This window comes from Mesorhizobium sp. WSM3626, assembly GCF_000513935.1.
GTDB classification, from domain to species: domain Bacteria; phylum Pseudomonadota; class Alphaproteobacteria; order Rhizobiales; family Rhizobiaceae; genus Mesorhizobium; species Mesorhizobium salmacidum.
This window is the reverse complement of sequence record NZ_AZUY01000028.1, coordinates 14,366-36,746: the sequence shown is the minus strand read 5'-3', so window position 1 is coordinate 36,746 and position 22,381 is coordinate 14,366. Positions and strand designations below refer to the sequence as shown.

19 protein-coding genes are annotated in these 22,381 nt (G+C 61.9%); 10 read left to right on the top strand and 9 right to left on the bottom strand.

Annotated elements, in window-relative coordinates; translation table 11 throughout:
• Positions 1 to 20: 20 nt before the first annotated feature.
• Positions 21 to 1,979 carry an acetoacetate--CoA ligase gene (locus M653_RS0119325; protein WP_027144813.1) on the bottom strand — a complete coding sequence of 653 codons (1,959 nt, stop codon included), beginning with the start codon at positions 1,977 to 1,979 and terminating at the stop codon, positions 21 to 23.
• Between the two features lie 203 nt (positions 1,980 to 2,182).
• Between M653_RS0119325 and M653_RS0119320 the strand changes: the two genes are divergently transcribed.
• Positions 2,183 to 4,036 carry an AsmA family protein gene (locus M653_RS0119320; RefSeq protein ID WP_027144812.1) on the top strand — a complete coding sequence of 618 codons (1,854 nt, stop codon included), beginning with the start codon at positions 2,183 to 2,185 and terminating at the stop codon, positions 4,034 to 4,036.
• Positions 4,037 to 4,060: 24 nt separating this feature from the next.
• Here the strand turns inward: M653_RS0119320 and M653_RS0119315 are convergent, their stop codons facing one another.
• The 6 genes from M653_RS0119315 to M653_RS0119290 all read right to left on the bottom strand — a co-directional run bounded on the left by M653_RS0119315 (position 4,061) and on the right by M653_RS0119290 (position 11,052).
• Positions 4,061 to 4,879 carry an ABC transporter permease subunit gene (locus M653_RS0119315; RefSeq protein WP_027144811.1) on the bottom strand — a complete coding sequence of 273 codons (819 nt, stop codon included), beginning with the start codon at positions 4,877 to 4,879 and terminating at the stop codon, positions 4,061 to 4,063.
• Positions 4,876 to 5,844 (bottom strand): ABC transporter permease subunit, encoded by a 969-nt coding sequence (locus M653_RS0119310; protein WP_027144810.1) that lies wholly within the window; start codon positions 5,842 to 5,844, stop codon positions 4,876 to 4,878. The genes M653_RS0119315 and M653_RS0119310 overlap by 4 nt, the downstream gene beginning before the upstream one ends.
• Positions 5,845 to 5,853: 9 nt before the next feature.
• Positions 5,854 to 6,990, bottom strand: coding sequence for an ABC transporter ATP-binding protein (locus M653_RS0119305; RefSeq protein WP_027144809.1), 1,137 nt, complete (start codon positions 6,988 to 6,990; stop codon positions 5,854 to 5,856).
• Positions 6,991 to 7,065: 75 nt separating this feature from the next.
• Positions 7,066 to 8,163, bottom strand: coding sequence for a polyamine ABC transporter substrate-binding protein (locus M653_RS0119300; protein ID WP_027144808.1), 1,098 nt, complete (start codon positions 8,161 to 8,163; stop codon positions 7,066 to 7,068).
• A gap of 329 nt (positions 8,164 to 8,492) precedes the next feature.
• Positions 8,493 to 9,467, bottom strand: coding sequence for a DMT family transporter (locus tag M653_RS0119295; protein WP_027144807.1), 975 nt, complete (start codon positions 9,465 to 9,467; stop codon positions 8,493 to 8,495).
• Positions 9,468 to 9,603: 136 nt separating this feature from the next.
• Entirely contained in the window at positions 9,604 to 11,052 is a 1,449-nt protein-coding gene (locus M653_RS0119290; protein ID WP_027144806.1) for an XRE family transcriptional regulator, read from the bottom strand.
• A 236-nt stretch (positions 11,053 to 11,288) separates the two neighbouring features.
• On the opposite strand from M653_RS0119290, the gene aceA reads away from it, so the two are divergent.
• From aceA to M653_RS0119275, 3 genes are all read left to right on the top strand, one after another.
• On the top strand, positions 11,289 to 12,578 hold the full coding sequence (gene aceA, locus M653_RS0119285; RefSeq protein ID WP_027144805.1) for an isocitrate lyase: 1,290 nt from the start codon (positions 11,289 to 11,291) through the stop codon (positions 12,576 to 12,578).
• A gap of 64 nt (positions 12,579 to 12,642) precedes the next feature.
• Positions 12,643 to 12,885, top strand: coding sequence for a hypothetical protein (locus tag M653_RS0119280; RefSeq protein ID WP_006202762.1), 243 nt, complete (start codon positions 12,643 to 12,645; stop codon positions 12,883 to 12,885).
• A 270-nt stretch (positions 12,886 to 13,155) separates the two neighbouring features.
• Entirely contained in the window at positions 13,156 to 13,569 is a 414-nt protein-coding gene (locus tag M653_RS0119275) for a response regulator (RefSeq protein ID WP_051442744.1), read from the top strand.
• A gap of 72 nt (positions 13,570 to 13,641) precedes the next feature.
• Here M653_RS0119275 and M653_RS0119270 read toward each other — a convergent pair whose 3' ends face one another.
• On the bottom strand, positions 13,642 to 14,358 hold the full coding sequence (locus tag M653_RS0119270; protein WP_027144803.1) for an HAD family hydrolase: 717 nt from the start codon (positions 14,356 to 14,358) through the stop codon (positions 13,642 to 13,644).
• Between the two features lie 147 nt (positions 14,359 to 14,505).
• Here M653_RS0119270 and M653_RS0119265 point away from each other — a divergent pair, with 147 nt between their 5' ends.
• The 4 genes from M653_RS0119265 (at position 14,506) to M653_RS0119250 (ending at position 19,002) form a co-directional block, all read left to right on the top strand.
• Positions 14,506 to 15,942 carry a glutamine synthetase family protein gene (locus tag M653_RS0119265; protein ID WP_027144802.1) on the top strand — a complete coding sequence of 479 codons (1,437 nt, stop codon included), beginning with the start codon at positions 14,506 to 14,508 and terminating at the stop codon, positions 15,940 to 15,942.
• A 54-nt stretch (positions 15,943 to 15,996) separates the two neighbouring features.
• On the top strand, positions 15,997 to 16,365 hold the full coding sequence (locus M653_RS0119260; protein ID WP_032935612.1) for a four helix bundle protein: 369 nt from the start codon (positions 15,997 to 15,999) through the stop codon (positions 16,363 to 16,365).
• Between the two features lie 75 nt (positions 16,366 to 16,440).
• Positions 16,441 to 17,727, top strand: coding sequence for an FAD-binding oxidoreductase (locus tag M653_RS0119255; protein ID WP_027144800.1), 1,287 nt, complete (start codon positions 16,441 to 16,443; stop codon positions 17,725 to 17,727).
• 435 nt (positions 17,728 to 18,162) lie between these two features.
• Positions 18,163 to 19,002 carry an SH3 domain-containing protein gene (locus M653_RS0119250; protein ID WP_245262227.1) on the top strand — a complete coding sequence of 280 codons (840 nt, stop codon included), beginning with the start codon at positions 18,163 to 18,165 and terminating at the stop codon, positions 19,000 to 19,002.
• A gap of 19 nt (positions 19,003 to 19,021) precedes the next feature.
• On the opposite strand, the gene M653_RS0119245 is transcribed toward M653_RS0119250, so the two are convergent.
• On the bottom strand, positions 19,022 to 19,768 hold the full coding sequence (locus M653_RS0119245; RefSeq protein WP_027144798.1) for an SDR family oxidoreductase: 747 nt from the start codon (positions 19,766 to 19,768) through the stop codon (positions 19,022 to 19,024).
• Positions 19,769 to 20,175: 407 nt separating this feature from the next.
• On the opposite strand from M653_RS0119245, the gene zwf reads away from it, so the two are divergent.
• Both zwf and pgl read left to right on the top strand, forming a co-directional pair.
• Positions 20,176 to 21,648: a glucose-6-phosphate dehydrogenase gene (gene zwf / locus M653_RS0119240; protein ID WP_027144797.1), complete on the top strand. Its 1,473-nt coding sequence runs from the start codon at positions 20,176 to 20,178 to the stop codon at positions 21,646 to 21,648.
• The gene (gene pgl, locus M653_RS0119235) at positions 21,630 to 22,346 is read left to right on the top strand and encodes a 6-phosphogluconolactonase (RefSeq protein ID WP_084636765.1); all 717 of its coding nucleotides are present in this window, start codon (positions 21,630 to 21,632) and stop codon (positions 22,344 to 22,346) included. Before zwf ends, pgl begins: the two co-directional genes overlap by 19 nt.
• The last annotated feature ends 35 nt before the right edge of the window (positions 22,347 to 22,381 follow it).

Genomic DNA, 22,381 nt, shown 5'->3' with positions numbered 1-22,381 from the left:
TATTTCATTAACCATGCCGGTCACTCGGCGAGCTGCGGCAGGTTCCTGAACAGTTCCAGCGCTTCGGGGTTGGCGAGCGCTTCCCTATTTTTGATGGCACGGCCGTGCACGACGTCGCGCACGGCGAGTTCGGTGATCTTGCCCGACTTGGTGCGGGGGATATCCGATACGGCGACGATCCTGGCCGGAACGTGGCGAGGGCTGGCGCCGCTGCGTATCTTGGCGCGGATGCGTTTTTTCAGGTCCTCGTCCAATTGGACACCCGCGGCCAGCCGCACGAACAGCACGACGCGCACGTCATTGTCGAAATCCTGGCCGATGCACAGCGCCTCCAGGATTTCCGGCATCTGCTCGACCTGGTTGTAGATCTCCGCCGTGCCGATGCGCACGCCACCTGGATTGAGCGTCGCGTCCGAGCGGCCGTGGATGACCATGCCACCATGATCGGTCCATTCGGCGAAATCGCCATGACACCAAACATTGTCGAAACGCTCGAAATAGGCCGCCTGGTATTTCTTGCCGTCGGGATCGTTCCAGAAGCCGATCGGCATGGACGGGAAAGCCCTGGTGCAAACCAGTTCTCCCTTCTCCTGCCTGACCGGCTTGCCGTCATCGTCCCAGACATCGACGGCGAGGCCGAGGCCCGGCCCCTGGATCTCCCCGGTCCAGACCGGCTCTATCGGCACGCCGAGGACGAAGCAGGAGACGATGTCCGTGCCTCCGGAAACCGAGGCCAGATGCACGTCCTTCTTGATGCCGTCATAGACGAAGCGGAAATCCTCGGGCGAAAGCGGCGACCCGGTGGAGGAGATGGCGCGCACCGTCGACAGATCATGGCTGCGGATCGGCTTGAGGCCGGCCTTGCGAACGGAATCGATGAACTTGGCCGAGGTGCCGAAGAAGGTCATCTTCTCGGCATCGGCGAAATCGAACAGCACGTTGCCGTCGGGGTGGAAGGGAGAGCCGTCATAAAGCAGCAGCGTGGCGCCGGAGGCCAGACCCGATGCCAGCCAGTTCCACATCATCCAGCCGCAGGTGGTGAAATAGAAGAAGCGGTCGCCGTCGCCGAGGCCGGCATGCAGCCGGTGTTCCTTGACATGCTGGATCAGCGTGCCGCCGGCCGAGTGGACGATGCATTTGGGAATGCCGGTGGTGCCGGACGAAAACAGGATGTAGAGCGGATGCGAAAATGGCAGCCGCTCGAAGATGACGGATTTGACGGCGAAGGGCGACAGCGCCTCCTCAATCGCCACCGCCTTGTCGATGGTATCGGCAACATCGGCGGAGGTGCCGAGATAGTCGACGAGCAGGACCTTGCGGACGCTGCCGAGCCTGGCCGCGACCGCCTTGACCTTGTCGGCGACCTCGATCGCCTTGCCATTGTACCAATAGCCGTCCGGCGCGATGAAGATGACAGGTTCGATCTGGCCGAACCGGTCGAGCACGCCCTGCTCGCCGAAATCGGGAGAACAGGATGACCACACCGCACCGATCGAGGCGGCGGCCAGCATGGCGGCGACGGCTTCGGGCATGTTGGGTATCATCGCAGCGATACGGTCCCCCTTCTTCACCTTGAGCGACAGGAAGAGCTGCTGCAGGCGCGAGACCAGGCCATGCAGTTCGTTCCACGACAGCCGCCTCTCGACCTTGTCCTCGCCGCGGAAGACGATTGCCTCGCCGGCACCGGTTTTTTTCAGAAGGTTCTCGGCGAAATTCAGCGAAGCGTCGGGGAAGAAAGAAGCGCCGGGCATCCTCTCGCCATCGAGCAGCAGTCGTTCGCCTTTGTCGCCTTCAAGACCGCAGAAATCCCAGACAAGATCCCAGAAAGATTCCCGGTTCTCGACCGACCAGCGGTGAAGATCGGCGTAGGATGAAAATGGACTGCCGGTATTCGCTGCCGCAACCTTCATGAAGGCGGTCAAGGGCGAGGCATCAATCTGGTCTTGCGTCGGGGTCCAGAGCGGTACTTCGCCAGCCATGATCGATCCTCCCAAGGTCGTCATCGCTTATGCATATCGCAGCGCAGCAGAGCAAGATTTTGTTGGGCTGACGCGGTCAGGTGTGCGCAAATGCCATCGCCGGGCCATAAAGACTTGAAATGCGTCAGCCCTAAGTCGTAGTGACGACAGGGTTACACCCGTCGGACGATCGTTGTTGTCGGAATGGAAGCATACGGGGCTATATGCCATCATCCTTGATCCGCCGCGGAGTATGGGCGATCGGCGCTGCCGCGATCGTCATCGCTCTGGTGGTCGCGGCCCTGCCGCTGATTGCCTCGACGCGGATCGTGCGTGACCGCATCGCCTGGGAATTGAGCGCCTGGAGCGGCTTTCGGGTTGCCATCGAGGGGTCGCCGCGCATCGAGGTCTGGCCAAAATTCCGCGCGATCCTGACCGATGTGACGCTGTCGAAGTGGACGGATGCCGACGCGCCTCCGGTCGTCGAAGCCGAACGGGTCGAGATCGACCTCTCGGCCATGGCGGCATTGCAGGGCGATGTGGTGTTTTCCACGGCACGGCTGGTGCGGCCGACGATCCGGGTGCAGCGCACGGCGGGCGGGCTATTCCTGCCCACGGCGCCGACCGGCGGGCGCATCGCGCGCTCCATCGACGCGGCCCGTGGCCTGGTCAACGCGGACCCCGCCAAGCCCGACCTGGACAAGCTGCCGGACGACACTTTCGGAACCGTGGAGTTCAGGGATGGCCGCATGGTGGCGTCCGTCAAAGGCAAGGATGTGGAGATCCTGAGCAGTCTTAGCGGCCAGGCTACTTGGGCGGCGATGAACAGCAATGCGACATTGTCCGCGACCGGGATCTGGCGCGGCGAAAGCGTGACCGTGGATGCCGCCTCGCCGAGACCTCTGGTGCTGTTCGCCGGGGGCATGGCACCCCTCACTCTGTCCTTCAAGGCAGCGCCCGCCACCTTCTCCTTCGACGGCACGGCCAACATGTCCGAAAAAGCCTATTTCGATGGCCAGGTGAAATTCGCGGCGCCCTCGCTGCGCCGCGTGCTGGAATGGTCGCAGGCCGGCATCGCGCCGAGCGCGGCGATCGGCTCGGTCAGCATTTCGAGCAAGGTCACGGCGTCGGCCGGCCGGGTCAAATTTGAAAACACGGCGCTGGCGCTGGACAACAACCCGGGCATGGGCGCGCTGGACCTGTCGCTTGGCGAGACGCAACCGGTGATCTCGGGCACACTTGCCTTCGACACGCTCGACCTCAGGTCGTTTCTGTCCGCCTTCACGTCGCTGGGACCGGCGAGCAGCGGCGAGCCAGGTCAGGTCGACACGAGTTTCGCCGATCGGGTCAATCTCGATCTCAGGCTGTCGGCGGCCCGTGCCACGGCGGGGAGTATCCAGCTTGCCGATGTCGCGGCCACCGCCCAGGTCAAGGACGGTCTTTCCGTCTTCGACATCTCCGATGCCTCGGCTTTTGGCGGCAACATCCAGACCAGCCTTCGTTTCGACCGTAAACCCGAGGGCACCCAGGTCGAAATCCGGCTGCTGGCCTCCGACGTCGATGGCGGCGCGTTCGGTACCGCGGCCGGGATGACCCGGCTGGTGCCGGTCGGCACCGGCACCGTTTCGGTCATCCTCAAGGGACCGGGAAGGACCTGGGATTCGATCTTTGAAAACGCCGACGGCTCGGTCTCGGCGACCTTCGGCCCCGGCGCGCTCAGCAAGTTCAACCTGCCGGCCTTTCTCAAGCATACCGAACAGGGCGGCTTCTTCGCGCTCGACGATGTCTCGGACGGGACGCTGCCCATCGATGGCGCCGAAGTGAAGGCAACCATTTCAAGAGGCGTGGCGAGACTCGACAAGGCCGAGGCAAATTCGGCGAAATACAAGATCTGGCTTTCCGGCATCGCATCCTACGCAGGACGCGGGCTGGCGCTGTCGGGCGGCGTCATCCAGCCGGATCAGCCAGCAACGCAAAAGAACGGCCAGCAGGGGCCCAACCAGTCGTCGTTTTTCGTCGGCGGAACGTGGAGCACGCCGTTCATTTCGCCCATCAGCCGTGGCGTTTCGGGCGAATAACGCCTTGCGCCCGAAGCGCCGCCCCTAACCGCGTTGCGCGGCCCGCTCATCAAGCTGCCGCTGCACCTCGCGCCGCTTGTTGGCGACCGAAGCGATGATGACGCCAACCGTGACGATCGCGATCAGAAGGGTGCAGGCGGCATTGATCTCCGGCGTCACGCCGAGGCGGACCTGGCTGTAGATCTTCATCGGCAGCGTGGTGGCGCCAGGGCCCGAAGCAAAGCTGGCGATGACCAGGTCGTCCAGTGACAGCGTAAAGGCCAGCATCCAGCCGGACACGATCGCCGGCAAAATGACTGGCAGCGTGATCTGGAAGAAGGTCTTCACAGGCGGTGCGCCAAGATCCATGGCGGCTTCTTCCAGCGAGCGATCGAAGCTGACAAGCCGCGACTGCACGACGACCGCGACAAAGCACATTGTGAAGGTGATATGCGCGAGGATCACGGTCGTCATGCCGCGATCCATGCCGATGGCGACAAACAGCAGGAGCAGCGACAGGCCGGTAATGACATCAGGCATGACCAATGGTGCGAAGATCATGCCAGAGAACAGGACCCTGCCCCGGAAGCGTGTGTAGCGGGTCAGCGCCAGGGCCCCCATGGTGCCGAGAACCGTGGCCACCGTCGCCGAAATCAGACCGACGCGGATGGTCACCCACGCGGCGTCCATCAGGCCCTGATTGTGGAACAGCGATACGTACCATTTGGTGGAAAAGCCGCCCCAGACGGTGACGAGCTTGGACTCGTTGAAGGAGAAGACGACGAGCAGCACGATCGGCAGATAGAGAAAGGCAAAACCGAGCGTGATCGACGTGATGTTGAAGCGGCTCCAGGTGGCGTTCATTTGTCCTGCTCTTGCGCGCGGGCCTGGGCATGCTGGAACAAGACGATCGGTACGATCAGCAGCAACAGCAGGATGACGGCAACGGCCGACGACACCGGCCAGTCACGATTGGCGAAGAACTCGTTCCACAGCGTCTTGCCGATCATCAGCGTCTGCGAGCCGCCGAGCAGGTCGGGGATGACGAATTCGCCGACGGCCGGGATGAACACCAGCAGGCAGCCGGCAATGACGCCGGGCAGCGACAGCGGAAAGGTGATCTTCCAGAAGGCAGCGGTCGGCGGACAGCCGAGATCCTTGGCCGCCTCGATCAGGGAGTAGTCCATCTTTTCCAACGACGAATAAAGCGGTAGCACCATGAACGGCAGGTAGGAATAGACGATGCCGATGAAGATGGCCGTGTAGGTGTTGAGGATCACCAGCGGCTGATTGATGATGTGCAGCGACAAGAGCAACTGGTTGAGCAGGCCCTCTGGCTTCAGGATACCGATCCAGGCATAGACGCGGATCAGGAACGACGTCCAGAACGGCAGGATGACCAGCATCAGCAATGTCGGGCGGATCGTGGCCGGAGCGCGCGCCATGCCATAGGCGATGGGATAGCCAACCAGCAAGGTCAGCCCCGTGGAGATGGCAGCGATGACGACGCTGGTGAGGTAGGCTTTGAAATATAGTGCGTCCTGCGTCAGCCAGACATAATTGTCGAAGTTGAGGTCGCGAAAGCCGGCGAAGAAACCGGAAACGCCGTCCCTGAAATCGAGCACCGGCGTATAGGGCGGCATGGCGATAGCCGTCTGCGACAGCGAGATCTTGAAGACGATGACGAAGGGGACGAGGAAAAAGAACAGCAGCCAGAGATAGGGAACGATGATGACGAGCCGGCTGACGAAGCCGGCACCCAAACGCGTCAGGAACGGATTGGCGGCAGTCGATGGCGCGGCGGCATCGGCGACGGCGGTATTGGACATGCCCGCCCCCTACCGTGCCAGCACGACGCCGGCGTCGGGCCGGAAGGACACCCAGGCACGGTCGTTCCAGGTCAGCGGATCCTCGGTCACACGAGCCGCGTTCAGGGCGCTTGCCCGCACGATCTGCCCGTCGTCCAGCCTGACGTGATAGACGGTCATGTCGCCGAGATAGGCGATGTCGTAAACCTCGCCCTCCAGCGCGTTGACCGCATCGGCCGGCTTCTTCGACGAAACCCTGATCTTTTCCGGCCTGATGGCGAAGATGATGTCGGCGCCTGTTGCGGCGGCGCCATTCTCGACGACGATCTGGGCTCCGGTCGCGCCGGTGATGCGTGTTGCCTTGTCGGTGCGCTCGGCAACCTTGCCCTCGAACATATTCACGTTGCCGACGAAATGAGCGACGAAGCGCGACGTCGGAGCCTCGTAAACCTCCGCCGGTGTCGCAACCTGCATCACCTCGCCCTTGTCCATGATGGCGATGCGATCGGCCATCGTCATCGCCTCTTCCTGGTCATGGGTGACGACGACGAAGGTGAGACCAAGCTCCTGCTGCAGATCCATCAGTTCGAATTGGGTTTCCTCGCGCAGTTTCTTGTCGAGCGCGCCGAGCGGCTCGTCGAGCAGCAGCACCTTCGGTCGCTTGGCGACCGAGCGGGCAAGCGCGACGCGCTGGCGTTGGCCGCCGGAGAGCTGGTGCGGCTTGCGCTTGGCGAACTGCTCGAGCTTGACCAGCTTCAGCATGTCGGCGACGCGCTTTTCAATATCGGGCTTCGGCATGCCTTCCTGCTTGAGCCCGAAGGCGATGTTGTTCTCGACCGTCATATGCGGGAACAGGGCATAGGACTGGAACATCATGTTGACCGGCCGGCGATAGGGCGGAATGCCGCGCAGATCCTGACCATCGAGCAGGATGCGACCGGCTGTCGGTTCCTCGAAGCCGGCAAGCATCCTGAGCAGCGTCGACTTTCCGCAACCCGAGGCGCCGAGCAACGCGAAGAATTCACGCTCGAAAATGGTCAGCGACAGATTGTTGACGGCGGTGAAGTCGCCGAACCTCTTGGTGACGCCGTCGAATTGAATATATGGCTTGGCCTTCGGGTCGTTCCATGGCGCGAAGTCCCTGCGGATGCTGCCAAGCGATTTCATATCCCCACTCCGTACTTTTTATTCCCCAAAAGAAATCGACCCCGGCAGTTGGCTGCCGGGGTCGCGTCGGATTGCCTACTGGCCGGTGACGATCTTGGTCCAGCTGCGCGTGATGATGCGCTGCGTCTTGGGATCGTAAGGCTGGACGGTATAGAGCTTCTGCAAGGTCGCAGCGTCCGGATAGACCGCCGGATCCTCGAGCAGCGCCTTGTCGACGAACTGCTGCGATGCCTTGTTGCCGTTGGCATAAAGGACATAGTTCGACGATTTGGCGATCACTTCCGGCGTCATCATGTAGTTGATGAATTCAAGCGCCTCGGCGACATGCGGCGCATCGGCGGGGATCGCCATCTGATCGAACCACATCTGGGCGCCTTCCTTCGGCACGGAATAGCCGATTTCCACGCCTTGCTTGGCTTCGACCGCGCGGTTGCGAGCCTGGAACACGTCACCCGACCAGCCGACCGCCAGGCAGATGTCGCCATTGGCAAGTGCGTTGATGTATTCGGACGAGTGGAATTTCCTGATATAGGGACGGATCTTGAGAAGAGCTTCCTCGGCCTTGGCAATGTCGTCAGGCGAGGTGCTGTTGGGGTCCAGACCGAGATATTTCAGCGCCGCCGGCAGGATGTCGGAGGGAGAATCCAGCACATAGACGCCGCAATCCTTCAATTTGGCCAGGCTGTCCGGATTGAAGAAAGCATCCCAGCTGTCGATCTTGTCGGTGCCGAGCGCTGCCTGCACTTTCTTGGTGTTGTAACCGATGCCGACCGTGCCCCACATGTAATTGACCGAGTATTCGTTGCCGGGGTCGTATTTGGCCGTGCGTTCCGTAACCGTATCCCACATGTTGGAGAGGTTCGGCAGCTTCGACTTGTCGAGCTTCTGGAACACACCGGCCTGGATCTGGCGAGCCAGGAAATTGCCGCTCGGCACGACGACGTCGTAGCCGCTGCCGCCGGCGAGCAGTTTGGTTTCGAGGATTTCGTTGGAATCGAAGGTGTCGTAGACGACTTTGATGCCGGTCTTCTTGGTGAAATCGTCGATGATCGAACTGTCGATATAATCCGACCAGTTGAAGACGTTGACGACGCGGTCGGCGGCGTGACCGGCGGGCGTCAAAAGCGCCAGAAATACCGAGGTTGCCGAAAGCCAGAGCGCTTTGCGGATCATGCTATTCTCCTTTGGTGAGTGTTCCATTGCCGGCGCGTCGCGACATGCTCGCGCTGCCGGGCATTTTGCTTCAGACTGTTGAGCTTTCCAGGGGCCGACAAGCGCCATCCGGCACGCCGCCTGCGGCAACCCGGTCGTTCGGGGCGGGAAGGAATTGCGGTGCCGTCAGAAGCTTTCGCCGCCGCGCGGAGAGAGATACAAGAATGTGGTCCGGTCTCGATCGAGCCGCCGGGGAGACTTGGCAAGATAAGCCTGTCTTGTTGTTGCCGTAGTCCCAGCCTGCCCGGGCGGCAGCGACATTGTCAATGGGCAAAGCTTCGGCGCCGGCATCAATTAGGCGAAGGCACTCCGGTGACCCCAGCCCGCTGCGGCCGCGCCTGGCGCTTGAATTCGAGCCCAATATGGACAAGCAGCGCCGTGACCACCACCGCGCCGCCGACCATGGTGCGCCCGGACGGCACCTCGGAATGAATGAGCCAGACCCATATCGGCCCCAGGATCGGCTCGAACGTGCCGAGCAGTGCCGCGATCGCCGCCGGGATTAGGCGCGCGCCGGTGGCGAAGAAAGCAAGGCCAAGGCCGAGATTGACCACGCCGAAGACGAAGAGAAAGCCCATGTCGCCGGCCGACACCATGAAGGTCGAGGCTTGCGAGGCAGCCAAGCCCGCCGCCAGGATCGTGCCGAGACAGGTCGCCGGCGTCATGCGCACGCTGGAGAAGCGCCGGGTGATGACGGTGGCGATCGAGAACATGAACGCGATCAGCAACGCAAGTCCATCGCCTATGGGCGAGACGGCACCATCCAGTGATTCCGACACCATGATGGCTACGCCGGCGATGACGGCGGCAATGGCCATCCAGGTCGCGACGGTTACTCTTTCGCGAAACAGTGCCCAGGCAAACAAGGCCGCCAGGAGCGGCACGCCGGCCTGCATCAAGAGGATGTTGGCGACGGTGGTATAGGCAAGCGCCACGACGAACGAGGTCGAGGCAATGGCAAAGCAGAATCCCACGGCAATGCCTGGCAAGCCCATGTCCTGGAATGACTTCACCATGCCGCGCCAGCCGTCACGCCAGACCATGAAGCAGAGCAGGAAGGCGGCGGCCCAAACGGAACGCCAGAAAATAACCGTCCAGCTGTCACCGGCGCTGATGAAACGAGCGATGGTGCCGCCGAAACTCCACATCAGCGCCGACAGGAAGACCAGAAGCATGCCGACGCGTTCCTCGCGCGGCGAGACTGTCGAGGTAGCAAGGCCGGTCGTCGATGCAACAAGGGTCGGAGATGATGCTGTGTCTGTCATGGGCGCGACTGTCGAGCTTTTATGGACGGGACGATGCGCAGGGGACGACAAAAAACTACTCTGTTCACGTAACGCAAAGACTTAAGCCGCGGGTGATCCAGAGACCGGCGACGATTGTGGCACCTTTGCCGCAACGCTACTGAAAATCGAATGCGCTCAGGCCGGTCACCATCTCGTCGAGGCCGAGGGGTCGCGTCACCGGCGGCTCGGCGCGCGCCAGGCAGCCGACGCGCTCGCAAAGCCGGCAGGCCGGGCCGACAGGCGTCGCCGCGATGGTGCCTGCCCCCACCTTCGCGCCGACTGCCGCGCCAGGCAGCACCGCGCCATAGACGATGTCGTCGCGAAAGCCGATGTCGCAGCCGAGTAGCAGTGCCGTGCGGCGCGGGCGTTCGGAGAATGCGCCTTGCGGCCCCTCCAGCGTGCGGGCGATGCACAGGAACTCGGCGCCATCAGGCATTTCCACCGCCTCGACGAAGACCTGACCGGGCTGGGTGAAGGCGACATGCACGGGAAGCTTGGGACAGCCGCCGCCAAAGCGGCTTTGTGGAAAGCCCTGGCTGCCGGCCTTGCGAAAGCGGTTTCCGGCATTGTCGACCTCGAGCATGAAGAAAGGCACGCCAGAAGCACCTGGCCGCTGCAGCATGGTCAGCCGGTTTGCCGCCTGCTCGAAGGAGACGCCAAAGCGCGAGCGCAGGACTTCGATGTCGTAGCGTGAGCGAACGGCCGCCGCGTGAAAAGGCTGATAAGGCATCATCAGCGCGTGGGCGGCATAGCGGCCGAGTTCGAAGCGGGCAAGGCGGCGCGCCTCGTCCGTGGCCAGCCTCAGGGCCTGGATCTCGCCGGCGATCGCGACCGTCATGCGGATCAGGCAGGCCTCCATCGCGACTTCACGCAACTGGTCGAATGGTGACAGGCGCTCGGACAGGAACAGGCGCTGCGAGTGGCGGTCGTAGCGGCGGCGCCAGTTCGGCATGGTGGCGACCGGCAGAACCTTGACCACGATGCCGTATTCGCGCTTCAGCCATGCCTTCAATGCCCCAAACAAGTCGTCGCCGGGGTCAAGCACCGACGTGAACGCCTCGGCCTCTTCCTCGAGCGAGGAAAAATGGTTCGGCCGCCGCTCGAAAATCTCGCGCACCTCGTCGATCGGCAAGCGGGCGCCGGAGAGCGCTGTCGTCCGACCCTCGCGTGCCAGAAGCTCGTTGATGTCGGACAGCCGCTCGGCCTGCTCGCGATAGGCGCGGAACAGTTTTATCACCCCGGCGGAGGCATTGGGCGCCGCCTCGGCAAGCTCGATCAGTTCCTGATCTCCCGGCAGTTCGCCAACCAGCAGCGGATCGGTGAACACCTCCTTCAGGGCAGCGACCGATCCCCTGGCCTCGCCCTGAAGCTCGTGCGGATCGACCTTGTAGACGGAGGCCAGCTTCAGGATCAGCTGCACGGTCAGCGGCCGCTGGTTACGCTCGATCAGGTTGAGATAGGACGGCGAGATGCCGAGCCCCTCGGCCATTGCCGTCTGGGTCAGGCCCTTGGCGTTGCGGATGCGGCGAATGCGCGGCCCGGCGAAAATCTTCTGATCAGCCATCGACCATCCTTGACAGGACTTTACACGACATCAGGCGCGATCCCAGCCTGCTTGTCTTTACAGGATTGACAAATTTACAGCGCCTCCCTGTCAAACACAACACAGATTTTCCCTTATGTCCGACGGGATTTACTGATTTTTCTGGCTCATTTTGCATCGCAATGTAAATTGAGTCACATAGGAATATTCCCGACAACTGGCGCGTGGACGTCGTGCAGAAACCTTCGGAGTGACCAATGACTGATTTTTACAACCTCGTCCCCTCGGCGCCTGAAGGCCGCTTCGACGGCATTGAACGTCCCTATTCGCCGGAGGATGTGAAGCGGCTGCGCGGTTCGGTGCAGATCAGGCAGAGCCTTGCCGAAATGGGCGCCAACCGGCTGTGGAAGCTCATCCACGAAGAGGACTTCGTCAACGCATTGGGCGCCATGTCCGGCAACCAGGCGATGCAGCAGGTGCGCGCCGGGCTGAAGGCGATCTATCTGTCGGGCTGGCAGGTTGCCGCCGACGCGAACACCGCCTCGGCGATGTATCCGGACCAGTCGCTCTATCCGGCCAATGCGGCGCCCGAACTGGTCAAGCGCATCAACCGCACGCTGCAGCGCGCCGACCAGATCGAGACCTCCGAAGGCAACGGGCTTTCGGTCGAGACCTGGTTCGCGCCGATCGTCGCCGATGCGGAAGCCGGTTTCGGCGGCCCGCTCAACGCCTTCGAGATCATGAAGGCGTTCATCGAGGCGGGTGCCGCCGGCGTCCACTATGAGGACCAGCTGGCGTCGGAGAAGAAGTGCGGCCATCTCGGCGGCAAGGTGCTGATCCCGACCGCGGCGCATATCCGCAACCTCAACGCCGCGCGACTCGCGGCCGACGTGATGGCCACGCCCACCCTGGTCGTGGCCCGCACCGACGCGGAAGCGGCAAAGCTGCTCACCTCCGATATCGATGAGCGCGACCAGCCCTTTGTCGACTATGATGCCGGCCGTACGGTGGAAGGCTTCTACCAGGTCAGGAACGGCATCGAGCCTTGTATCGCACGGGCCGTTGCCTATGCGCCCCACGCCGACCTGATCTGGTGCGAGACCTCGAAGCCCGACCTGGCGCAGGCCAAGAAATTCGCGGAGGGGGTGCGCAGGCACCATCCAGGCAAGCTGCTCGCCTATAATTGCTCGCCGTCGTTCAACTGGAAGAAGAACCTCGATGACGCGACGATCGCCAAGTTCCAGCGGGAATTGGGCGCCATGGGTTACAAGTTCCAGTTCATTACGCTGGCGGGCTTCCACCAGCTCAACTACGGCATGTTCGAACTCGCCCGCGGCTACAAGGCGCGGCAGATGTCGGCCTATTCCGAGTTGCAGGAAGCGGAATTCGCGGCGGAGGCCAATGGCTATACCGCGACCAAGCACCAGCGTGAGGTCGGCACCGGCTATTTCGATGCCGTCTCGATGGCGATCACCGGGGGCCGGTCATCGACCACCGCTATGCATGAGTCGACCGAGCACGCGCAGTTCAAGCCGGCGGCGGAGTGAGTTCGCCAAAAAAGACGACCAACAGAGGAAACGCCCGAGAGGGCAAGGACATAGGAGACGACCAATGGCATCGATAAGCCGCGTCAAGGAACGGGCAGAAGAGCAATCGACCACGATGAGCGTCGACCAGCAGGCGACGATCCGCATGCTGGCCAACGATCTGCACAGGCTCAACCAGTCGGTGATGAAGGCGGTGGAGGCGGGCGTCTCGGTGGAGCTCGTGCGCTCCGCAAGGCATCATGGCGGTGACGGCAATTGGGGTGACCTTTTGATCCCGGTCATCGTCACGCAACAGAGCCATGGCTGATCCGAAATCGTCCAGGCGGCCTTTCACCTGCGCAATGAATGCGCAGGTGAATTTTATTTTTATGCAACCAAGCCATGGACAGAGCAGTACAGTACTGTTGCTTTGAATCCACTGTTGTGGAGGACGCCTCCAGGTTCTTTTATTTCAACTTGACAAGGGTGCGATCTCACGCCAATTGTCGCCCAGATTTCAACTCTGCATTGAAATGGGGGCGAACTTCTTGGCCGACTTGGGTGCCCAGTGAACCGCGAGAGCGAGACCGCAAAACATGTGAATCTGGGGACCCGGGATTCAAGCACCAACAGGATCCGCGATCTCTCGCGGGTGCTTGTTGTCGGGAAATCGCCGATCAACCGGGTCGTCGTATCGAAGATCGTCGAACGGTCCGGGCTCAGACCAATCTCGGAACCGCCTGATATCGCAGCGAAAACCTTGCGAACGCTGGTGCCGGGAGCGATCGTCCTCGATGGTGGCCCCGACAACAAGGACTGCGACAATCTGATGCCCGGCATCGAAATGTTGCGCCGGACTTCGGGCAAATCGCTTCCTCCCGTGATCCTGCTTTCAACCAAGAATGGCACGCCGGAGAGCCTTGGCCTGGCGAAAGTCGTCGACGTGGTGGTGGCAAAGCCGATCACGCCCGAACGGCTGCAACCGGTGATCGATCGCCTGATCAACCGCTGAGGCAATTCCGGGAAAGTGGTGCCGCGGTTTTCCGCCCGGATTTATTCAAAAAGCAAATAATCGCAGTCGCGATCAGCTTGGCTTCGCGATGCTTTCTATCAGGTCCGGCAATTGACCGAGATCCGATATCTGGCGGAAACGCGGCTCTGCGACTGGCGCCTCGACATGTTCGAGCACCCAGGTCAGTTCGTGCGGCACATGGACACCCCAGCCGCCGGCCTCGATGGCGGGCACCACGTCCGACTTCAGCGAATTGCCGACCATCATGCTCCTTGCCGGGCCGTCGCCATGGCGGTTGAAGAGGCGCGCATAGGTCGCGGCCGTCTTGTCGCTGACGATCTCGACGGCATCGAACAGATCGCCCAGCCCGGAGCCGGCCAGCTTGCGCTCCTGATCGAACAAATCGCCCTTGGTGATCAGCACCAGGCGGAAGGTGCCGGCGAGTTTCTCGACCGTCTCGCGCGCATACGGCAACGGCTCGATCGGATGGCCCAGCATCTCGCGACCGGCGTCGAGAATCTCCGATATGACCGAGGCCGGCACGCGCCCGTCGGTGACCTCGATCGCCGTTTCGATCATCGAGAGCGTAAATCCCTTGATGCCGAAACCATAGATCGCAAGGTTGCGCCTCTCGGCCTCCAGCAGTCGCGCCGAGATCTGCTTCTCCTCGCCATGATCGGCCAGCATGGCGGCAAAGCGCTTCTCCGTCATGCGGAAGAATTGTTCGTTTTGCCAAAGCGTGTCGTCGGCATCGAAGCCGATCGTGGTCAGTTCGCTGCTGGTTCGCATCACCGGCTTCTCGAATGCGGGAAGACACCAAACCTAAGCCGAGCGGCGGGCGGTTTTCAACCTGCAACGGAAAATGCCGGCGGTGGCTCCCTTCCCTTCCATCGCGCGGCACGGCTATACTCCGAAATCCGCAACCCAATCTGGTGAATGATGCCGCCTGCAAAAAAGGAAGTCCGTCCGTCGAGCCGCGGAGGACGGGCGCGCACGCCTGCCTTTGTGAAAAACCTGCGTGGTGTGAAGAACTGGAAGGAAGTCAGCGATTGGCTGGAATGGCGCGGCATCGAAGATATCGAATGCATCACACCCGATCAGGCCGGCGTGGCGCGCGGCAAGATGATGCCGTCGAAGAAATTCACCTCCAACACTTCGCTGGCGCTGCCTTCGGCCGTCTTTATGACGACGATTTCCGGCGGCTATCCAGAGGACGGCAACGGCTTCCACTACCCTGAAGACGACGGCGACCTCAAGCTGATGCCGGACCTGTCGACGCTGACGGTGGTACCTTGGGAAGAAGACCCGACGGCGGCCGTGATCTGCGACCTCGTCCACCAGGACGGCCGCTCGGTCGAGTTCACGCCGCGCAATGTGCTGAAGCGCGTCCTTGCAGCCTATGACAGGCTTGGGCTGAAGCCGGTCGTGGCGCCTGAGATCGAGTTCTACCTCGTGCGCAAGAACCCGGACCCGGACTATCCGTTGACCCCGCCCGTCGGTCGCTCGGGGCGCGCGATCGGCGGCGGCGCCGGCTATTCGATCGCCGGCGTCAACGAGTTCGACGAACTGATCGACGACATCTACCATTTCTCCGAAAGCCAGGGGCTGGAGATCGACACGCTCATCCACGAAGAGGGCGCCGGCCAGCTCGAGATCAATCTGCGCCATGGCGACCCGATCGAACTTGCCGACCAGGTGTTCATGTTCAAGCGCACCATCCGTGAGGCGGCACTCAAGCACGAGATCTACGCGACCTTCATGGCCAAGCCGATCCAGGGCCAACCGGGCTCCGCCATGCATATCCACCAGTCGATCGTCGACAAGAAGACGGGCAGGAACATCTTTTCGGCCGAGGATGGTTCCGAAACCGAGGATTTCTTCCATTTCATCGGCGGCATGCAAAAGCACGTGCCGAACGCGTTGGTGATGTTCGCGCCCTACGTCAACTCCTACCGGCGGCTGACGCAGGCGGCATCGGCTCCCGTCAACAACAAATGGGGCTACGACAACCGCACCACGGCGTTCCGGGTGCCGCGTTCCGACCCCGCGGCGCGGCGCGTCGAGAACCGCATTCCGTCCTCCGACGCCAATCCCTACCTGGCACTTGCAGCCTCGCTCGCCTGCGGGCTGATCGGCATCACCAGGAAGATCAAGGCCGAACCGCCCGTGCTTACAACCGCCAATGCGGACGAGATAGACCTGCCGCGCAGCCTGCTCGAAGCCGTGGACTTGTTCGAAGGCGACGAGGAACTCTGCGCGTTGCTGGGCAAGTCTTTCGCCGCCACCTATGCGGCGATCAAGCGTGCGGAATTCGAGACGTTCATGGAAGTGATCAGTCCGTGGGAGCGGGAATATCTGCTGCTCAACGTTTAAGGGAGTAGGGGAGTAGGGGAGTAGGGGAGTAGGGGAGTAGGGGAGTAGGGGAAAATGACGGAGAAAACGGGCTCCTACAAGGATCTGGTAGTCTGGCAACAAGCAATGGATCTTGCGGTGGCGGTTTACGGCGCGACGAAATCCTGGCCCAAGGAGGAACTTTACGGACTGACCAGCCAAGTGCGGCGAGCCGCAACCTCGGTGCCAGCGAACATAGCCGAGGGCTATGGCAGAGAAGTCCGAGGTTCCTACCAGCAATTTCTCCGTATCGCTCAAGGCTCATTGAAGGAGCTGGAAACTCAGCTTCTCATCGCCGAGCGTATCGGTATCGCGCCGCAAACGACGACATCCTCGTTGTTGGCAAGTACCGAAAGTGTAGGAAAACTCCTTCGGCTGCTAATCCGTAAACTTGCACTCGACTAGCTTCCCCTACTCCCCTACTCCCCTACTCCCCTACTCCCCTACTCCCCTACTCCCCTACTCGCCTAACAGAGCATCATGCCTTATCAATCCCCGATCTCCCCTGGCCGATCCTGGTATGAGGACACGGCCGGCCCACGGCCTGAATATCCGGCGCTCGATGGCGACCGGACCTGCGATGTGGTTATCATCGGCGGCGGCTTTACCGGTTTGTCGGCGGCAACGCATCTGGCAAAGGCAGGGACCAATGTCGTTTTGATCGAGTCCTACCGCTTCGGCGATGGCGCCTCAGGGCGCAATGGCGGCCAGCTCGGCACCGGCCAGCGCGCCTGGGCCGAGGATCTGGAGGCCGAATACGGCCTTTCCCGCGCCAAGGCGCTGTTCGATCTTGCCGAGGAGGCCAAAGCCCACCTGCTTGATTTCGCGGCCATCAACCAGATCGATATCGACTACATGCCGGGCCAGCTTTCGGTTGCGCACAAGCCGCGCTATGTCGACGACTACAAGGCCCATGCCGAGATCATGGCCGGCCGTTTCTCCTACCCGCATATCTCCTTCATGGATGCGAAGGAGACGGCGGAGCGGCTGGGCTCGAGCGCCTATTTCGGCGGCACGCGCGACACCGGCACCGGCCATATCCATCCGATGAAGCTGGTGATCGGCACCGCGCGGGTGGCGGCACAAGCCGGCGCGCACCTGTTCGAAGGAACGCCATCGACCGGCATCATATCCGCGGGGGGCAAGGTCAGGGTTTCCACGCCGAGAGGGACGATCTCGGCGCAGAAATGCCTGATCGCGGTCAATGCCTATGGCGGAACGCTCGAGCCGGTTAGTGCCGCGCACATCATGCCGATCGGATCCTTCATCGGCGCGACCAAGCCGCTGGGGTCGGAATCGAAAGTGTTGCCGGGGGGCGAATCGGTCGATGATTCCCGTTTCGTCGTGCGCTATTTCCGCAAATCCAGAGATGGCCGGCTGTTGTTCGGCGGACGCGAGATCTATGGCGTCAACGATCCGAAGGATATTCACATCCATATTCGCCGCCAGATCGCGGAACTCTATCCGGCGCTGAGCGATGTCGAGATCACCCACGGCTGGGGCGGTTATGTCGGGATCACGGTGCCAAGAAAGCCGTTCGTGCGTGAAGTGATGCCGAATGTGATCTCGGCCGGCGGCTATTCGGGTCACGGCGTCATGCTGTCCAACTTCTTCGGCAAACTCTATGCCGAAACCGTCACCGGCAACCGCGACCGGCTGAAGCTGATCGAGGAATTGAAAATTCCGTCATTTCCTGGCGGCCGCCGGTTCCGGGCGCCGCTGCTTTTCCTCGCGCTCAACTGGTTTGCGCTGCGGGACAGGATCTAATGCGTCGTGCAAAAGTGATGTGCCTGGGAAGAACGACGCGCATCAAAACAAGATCTAAAAGCGCGTTGTATAAGTCCGTTTCCACGCGACGTGCTTTAGGCAGGGATTGGATGGCCGTTATCCCATACGATCACGATCTCATGTAATATTGTAATATCCATGTAACATTTGTTGCCCTGGCGACACATTGCGGAATTGCCGGCGAAGGTGCAGAATCCTTGATAATGGCGTACTGATGCCACAATCGCGGGCGAAAGGTCCGCGTCTGGGCGATTGTTCGGGGATTGTTGCGGGCCTGTCCGCGTTTTGGGACCGATGCTGATCGAACGCATGATTTGCGATATCTGATCGAAAGAACACCGGCCCGCTTATGGAGGTGGCAAGAGAGTGAGAGAGCCCTTCAGTTTCGGTGCTCCGGAACGTCGGCGCTTTGCCATGCAGTTCGGCTATGACATGCGCCCGTCATTCTGGCAGGGAGTCCGCTCGAACTCGCATCTGGTCATTGCCGCGGTCGGTACCGCCGCTCTGCTTGGCGTTGCCGCGGTGGCACTCTGGCTGGCATTGCCGACCAGCGAGAGGCAAGCGGTCGCCAGCCCCGAGCAGAGCATTCCGAGCATTCCGGTGAAGACGACGAAAGTTTCCCCTTCGGGAACTACGGTGACAGCGGCTGCCGTGACACCGCGGGTAGAGCGCAAGTCCAGCCAGGTCCCACCGACCATGGTAGCGGCGGCGGGCAACATACAAGCGCTTGCGGCCAACGATCCTCGCTGGACCGGGGCACGGCAGAAGGCTGCTGCCGCGGCAGCAGATCCCGATCAAACGGCTGCCCCCAGCCAGGTAGCCAAGCAGCCTGAGCCGACGCCTGACAAAACGGCGGCCGCATTCGCCCAATCGTCTACCGATACCGATGCCACCGACGAGCTTGCCAAGGTTGCCGTGCCGAGCCCACCTGCGAACAGCAGCAATCCCGATGGCGCGCAGACCGCCGCCATTCCGGAGACGCAGCCGCAAGTGGCGGACCAAAAACCCGCGAATGCACAAGACGACGAGGATACCGCAGCCAAAGCGAAGCCGCGCAAGGTGGCGGCAGCAGGCAGCGGCCGTATTCTCAGGACTGTCACCATGCGCAGTGCCCCAAAGAAGGGCGCTACCCCCATCGGCTCGGTTCCTGCCCGGACTTCAGTGCAACTGATAGGCTGCAAGAAGTGGTGCGAGATCGTCTACAACGGCAAGCACGGCTGGGTGTACAAGAGCTACGTCAAGCCCGGCGCGTAATATCCGAACATCGCCGCATTCAGATGCAGCGCCCGCCGTCGACTTCCAACGCCACGCCGGTGACGAATGCGGCTTCGTCCGAAGCCAGCCATAGCGCCGCATTGGCGATGTCGAGTGGGGTCGACAGCCGCCCGAGCGGGATCGAGGCGCGGAATGTCTCGCGGATCTCGGGCGTGTCGGCGCCCATGAATTTCTCCAGCATGCCGGTCTCGCCGGCGACCGGGCAGAGGCAGTTGACGCGGATGTTCCTGGGCGCGAGTTCCACCGCCATCGACTTGGTGGCGGTGATCGCCCAGCCCTTCGAGGCATTGTACCAGGTGAGGCCGGGCCGAGGCCGCAGGCCAGCGGTGGACGCCGTGGTCAGGATGACGCCACCGCCCTGCCGCTCCATAATCGGCACGACGGCACGGGCGGCGTGATAGATCGCCTTCATGTTGACTGATGTGATCAGGTCGAAAGTTTCCTCGTCGACCTTGAGCATGTCGCCATTGCGGTGGGTGAACCCGGCGTTGTTGACCATGATGTCGATGCGGCCGAAGGCGCTTTTGGCCGCATAGACCATCTCGTCGAACTCGGAGCGCAGCGAAACATCGGTCTGCGTCCAGATCGCCGCGTCGCCGATCTCGCCTGCGACGCGTTCCGCCCCCTTGGCGTTGAGATCGGCGACAACAACCCTGGCGCCCTCTTGCGCGAAGCGCTTGGCCATGCCTTCGCCGAAGCCTGATGCCGCACCGGTGATAATGGCGACCTTGTTTTCCAGACGCATGCGTTACCGCTCCTTAGGTTCATCGCGCAGCTTACGCGAAAGGGCTGACAGTCCGGCCGGTGCCACGATAGGTACGATTTCTCCCTTACAGCATGTCGCGGCGAATAGGATTCGCCCGACCTGCTGCAAGCTTCTGATTTTATGCATGTCGTTATCCCGGAACCGAGGACAGTTCCGGGCGACATGCATTAGCTTTCGTCACATTCACGTTCTATGCTGCAACTGCGAAAGCTTCCGGAGTCTTCGTTCACCGACAAGCCTCCCGGTGGCGCCAGTGTCAAGCGCACAGGTGGACCCAATCAATATCCAGCGATTGGTCCTCGATGTGACAGCATGGCACTGGAAAATTTAAATCGATTAGAATATATCAGCCGCGTACTCGCGACCGGCGTCACAGCGGACAGACCATGACCAGCCAGATCATCCCCGTCGACCCTTTCGACTTCATCATCTTCGGCGGCACCGGCGACCTGTCGGAGCGCAAGCTGCTGCCGTCGCTCTACTATCGCCAGCGCGACCATCAATTCTCCGAGCCGACGCGCATCATCGGCACGTCGCGCTCGAAAATGAGCGACGAGGAGTTCCAGGCCTTCGCCAGGCAGGCGATTTCGGATCACGTCAAGCCGGCCGATATCGATGCCAAGGAGTTGAAGACCTTCCTGGCGCGGCTTTCCTACGTCCCGGCCGATGCGACGAGCGGCGCCGGCTTCGACAAGCTGAAAAAGGCGATTGGCGAAAGCGATCACATCCGCGCCTTCTACCTGGCCGTGGCGCCGGCGCTGTTCGGCGATATCTCGCACAAGCTCAAAGAGCACAATCTGATCACGCCGAATTCGCGTATCGTGCTGGAGAAGCCGATCGGCCGCGACCTCGCCTCGGCGCAGGCGCTCAACGACCTGGTCGGCGACGACTTCCATGAAAGCCAGATCTTCCGCATCGACCATTATCTCGGCAAGGAGACGGTGCAGAACCTGATGGCGCTGCGCTTTGCCAATGCGCTCTACGAGCCGCTGTGGAATTCCGCCCATATCGACCACGTGCAGATCACCGTCGCCGAGACCGTCGGCCTGGAAGATCGCGTCACCTATTACGATAAGGCCGGCGCGCTGCGCGACATGGTGCAGAACCACATGCTGCAGCTGCTTTGCCTGGTCGCCATGGAAGCGCCGTCGTCGATGGACGCCGACGCCGTGCGCGACGAGAAGCTGAAGGTGTTGCGGGCGCTGAAGCGCATCAACGGCAATGAAGCGCCGAAGCACACCGTGCGCGGCCAGTATCGTGCCGGTGCGTCGGCGGGCGGACCGGTGAAAGGTTATGTCGAGGAACTCGGCAAGGACAGCGACACCGAGACCTTCGTCGCCATCAAGGCCGAGATCGGTACCTGGCGCTGGGCAGGTGTTCCGTTCTATCTCAGGACCGGAAAGCGGCTGGCGACCCGGGTTTCGGAAATCGTCATCGAGTTCAAGCCGATCCCGCATTCGATATTCGGCGACAGCGGCGCTGGGCCGATCTTCGCCAATCAGCTGGTCATCCGGCTGCAGCCGGACGAAGGCGTCAAGCAGTTCATCATGATCAAGGATCCAGGTCCGGGCGGCATGCGGCTGCGCCAGATCTCGCTCGACATGAGTTTCGCGCAGTCTTTCGACGGCCGCGCGCCCGACGCCTATGAACGGCTGATCATGGATGTGATCCGTGGCAACCAGACCCTGTTCATGCGTCGCGACGAGGTGGAGGCCGCCTGGAAGTGGATCGACCCGATCCAGAATGCCTGGGAAGGCGCCAAGCAGGAAGCACAGGGCTATACGGCAGGCACATGGGGGCCGTCGGCCTCGATAGCGCTGATCGAACGCGACGGGCGGACATGGCACGAGAGCAATTGAACAGCACCAGCTATAGTTGGAATGCCTTTGCCGACCGTCCGCAACTGGCCTCGGCGCTGGCTGCAAAGGTGGCCGATCGCCTAACGAGGGCGATCGATCAGCGCGGCAAGGCGTTTCTGGCTGTCTCCGGCGGCACGACGCCGGCAAAGTTCTTTGCCGCTCTCTCCGCGGCGCCGATCGCCTGGGACAAGGTGATCGTGACGCTGGTCGACGAACGCTTCGTGCCGGCCTCCTCGCCGCGATCGAATGCCGGGCTGGTGGCCGCGAACCTGCTGCAGAACGCGGCCAAGGCCGCCCGTTTCGTTCCGCTCTACCACGAGGCGGCCGGCATCGAGGATGCCGCGACATCCGACGATGCGGCACTGCGATCCCTGCCCTGGCCGCTCGATGTCGTGGTGCTCGGCATGGGACCAGACGGCCACACCGCCTCGTTCTTTCCTGACGCCGACGATCTGCCGAAGCTGCTCGACCCGGTCTCCGACAAGATGATCCTGCCCGTTCATGCCAAAAGCGCCGGCGAGCCGCGGCTGACCCTGACGCTCGCCCGCATCATCGATGCGGATTTCCTCGCCTTGCACATAGAGGGCGAGGACAAGCGCGTCGCCTTCGACAACGCTGTCGCGCCCGGACCGCGCAAGCCGATCCGCGCCGTGCTCGACGCATCGCCCAAACCCGTGGAGGTTTTCTGGGCGCCCTGATTTCAAGTTTACAAATGGTCCCGGCAACGGCGGGA

What these genes read in the sequence shown, in the direction of transcription:
- M653_RS0119325 (WP_027144813.1), bottom strand. Translation starts at nt 1,979, where the DNA reads ATGGCTGGCGAAGTACCGCTCTGGACCCCGACGCAAGACCAGATTGAT.
- M653_RS0119320 (WP_027144812.1), top strand. Translation starts at nt 2,183, where the DNA reads ATGCCATCATCCTTGATCCGCCGCGGAGTATGGGCGATCGGCGCTGCC.
- M653_RS0119315 (WP_027144811.1), bottom strand. Translation starts at nt 4,879, where the DNA reads ATGAACGCCACCTGGAGCCGCTTCAACATCACGTCGATCACGCTCGGT.
- M653_RS0119310 (WP_027144810.1), bottom strand. Translation starts at nt 5,844, where the DNA reads ATGTCCAATACCGCCGTCGCCGATGCCGCCGCGCCATCGACTGCCGCC.
- M653_RS0119305 (WP_027144809.1), bottom strand. Translation starts at nt 6,990, where the DNA reads ATGAAATCGCTTGGCAGCATCCGCAGGGACTTCGCGCCATGGAACGAC.
- M653_RS0119300 (WP_027144808.1), bottom strand. Translation starts at nt 8,163, where the DNA reads ATGATCCGCAAAGCGCTCTGGCTTTCGGCAACCTCGGTATTTCTGGCG.
- M653_RS0119295 (WP_027144807.1), bottom strand. Translation starts at nt 9,467, where the DNA reads ATGACAGACACAGCATCATCTCCGACCCTTGTTGCATCGACGACCGGC.
- M653_RS0119290 (WP_027144806.1), bottom strand. Translation starts at nt 11,052, where the DNA reads ATGGCTGATCAGAAGATTTTCGCCGGGCCGCGCATTCGCCGCATCCGC.
- aceA (WP_027144805.1), top strand. Translation starts at nt 11,289, where the DNA reads ATGACTGATTTTTACAACCTCGTCCCCTCGGCGCCTGAAGGCCGCTTC.
- M653_RS0119280 (WP_006202762.1), top strand. Translation starts at nt 12,643, where the DNA reads ATGGCATCGATAAGCCGCGTCAAGGAACGGGCAGAAGAGCAATCGACC.
- M653_RS0119270 (WP_027144803.1), bottom strand. Translation starts at nt 14,358, where the DNA reads ATGCGAACCAGCAGCGAACTGACCACGATCGGCTTCGATGCCGACGAC.
- M653_RS0119265 (WP_027144802.1), top strand. Translation starts at nt 14,506, where the DNA reads ATGATGCCGCCTGCAAAAAAGGAAGTCCGTCCGTCGAGCCGCGGAGGA.
- M653_RS0119260 (WP_032935612.1), top strand. Translation starts at nt 15,997, where the DNA reads ATGACGGAGAAAACGGGCTCCTACAAGGATCTGGTAGTCTGGCAACAA.
- M653_RS0119255 (WP_027144800.1), top strand. Translation starts at nt 16,441, where the DNA reads ATGCCTTATCAATCCCCGATCTCCCCTGGCCGATCCTGGTATGAGGAC.
- M653_RS0119250 (WP_245262227.1), top strand. Translation starts at nt 18,163, where the DNA reads ATGCAGTTCGGCTATGACATGCGCCCGTCATTCTGGCAGGGAGTCCGC.
- M653_RS0119245 (WP_027144798.1), bottom strand. Translation starts at nt 19,768, where the DNA reads ATGCGTCTGGAAAACAAGGTCGCCATTATCACCGGTGCGGCATCAGGC.
- zwf (WP_027144797.1), top strand. Translation starts at nt 20,176, where the DNA reads ATGACCAGCCAGATCATCCCCGTCGACCCTTTCGACTTCATCATCTTC.
- pgl (WP_084636765.1), top strand. Translation starts at nt 21,630, where the DNA reads ATGGCACGAGAGCAATTGAACAGCACCAGCTATAGTTGGAATGCCTTT.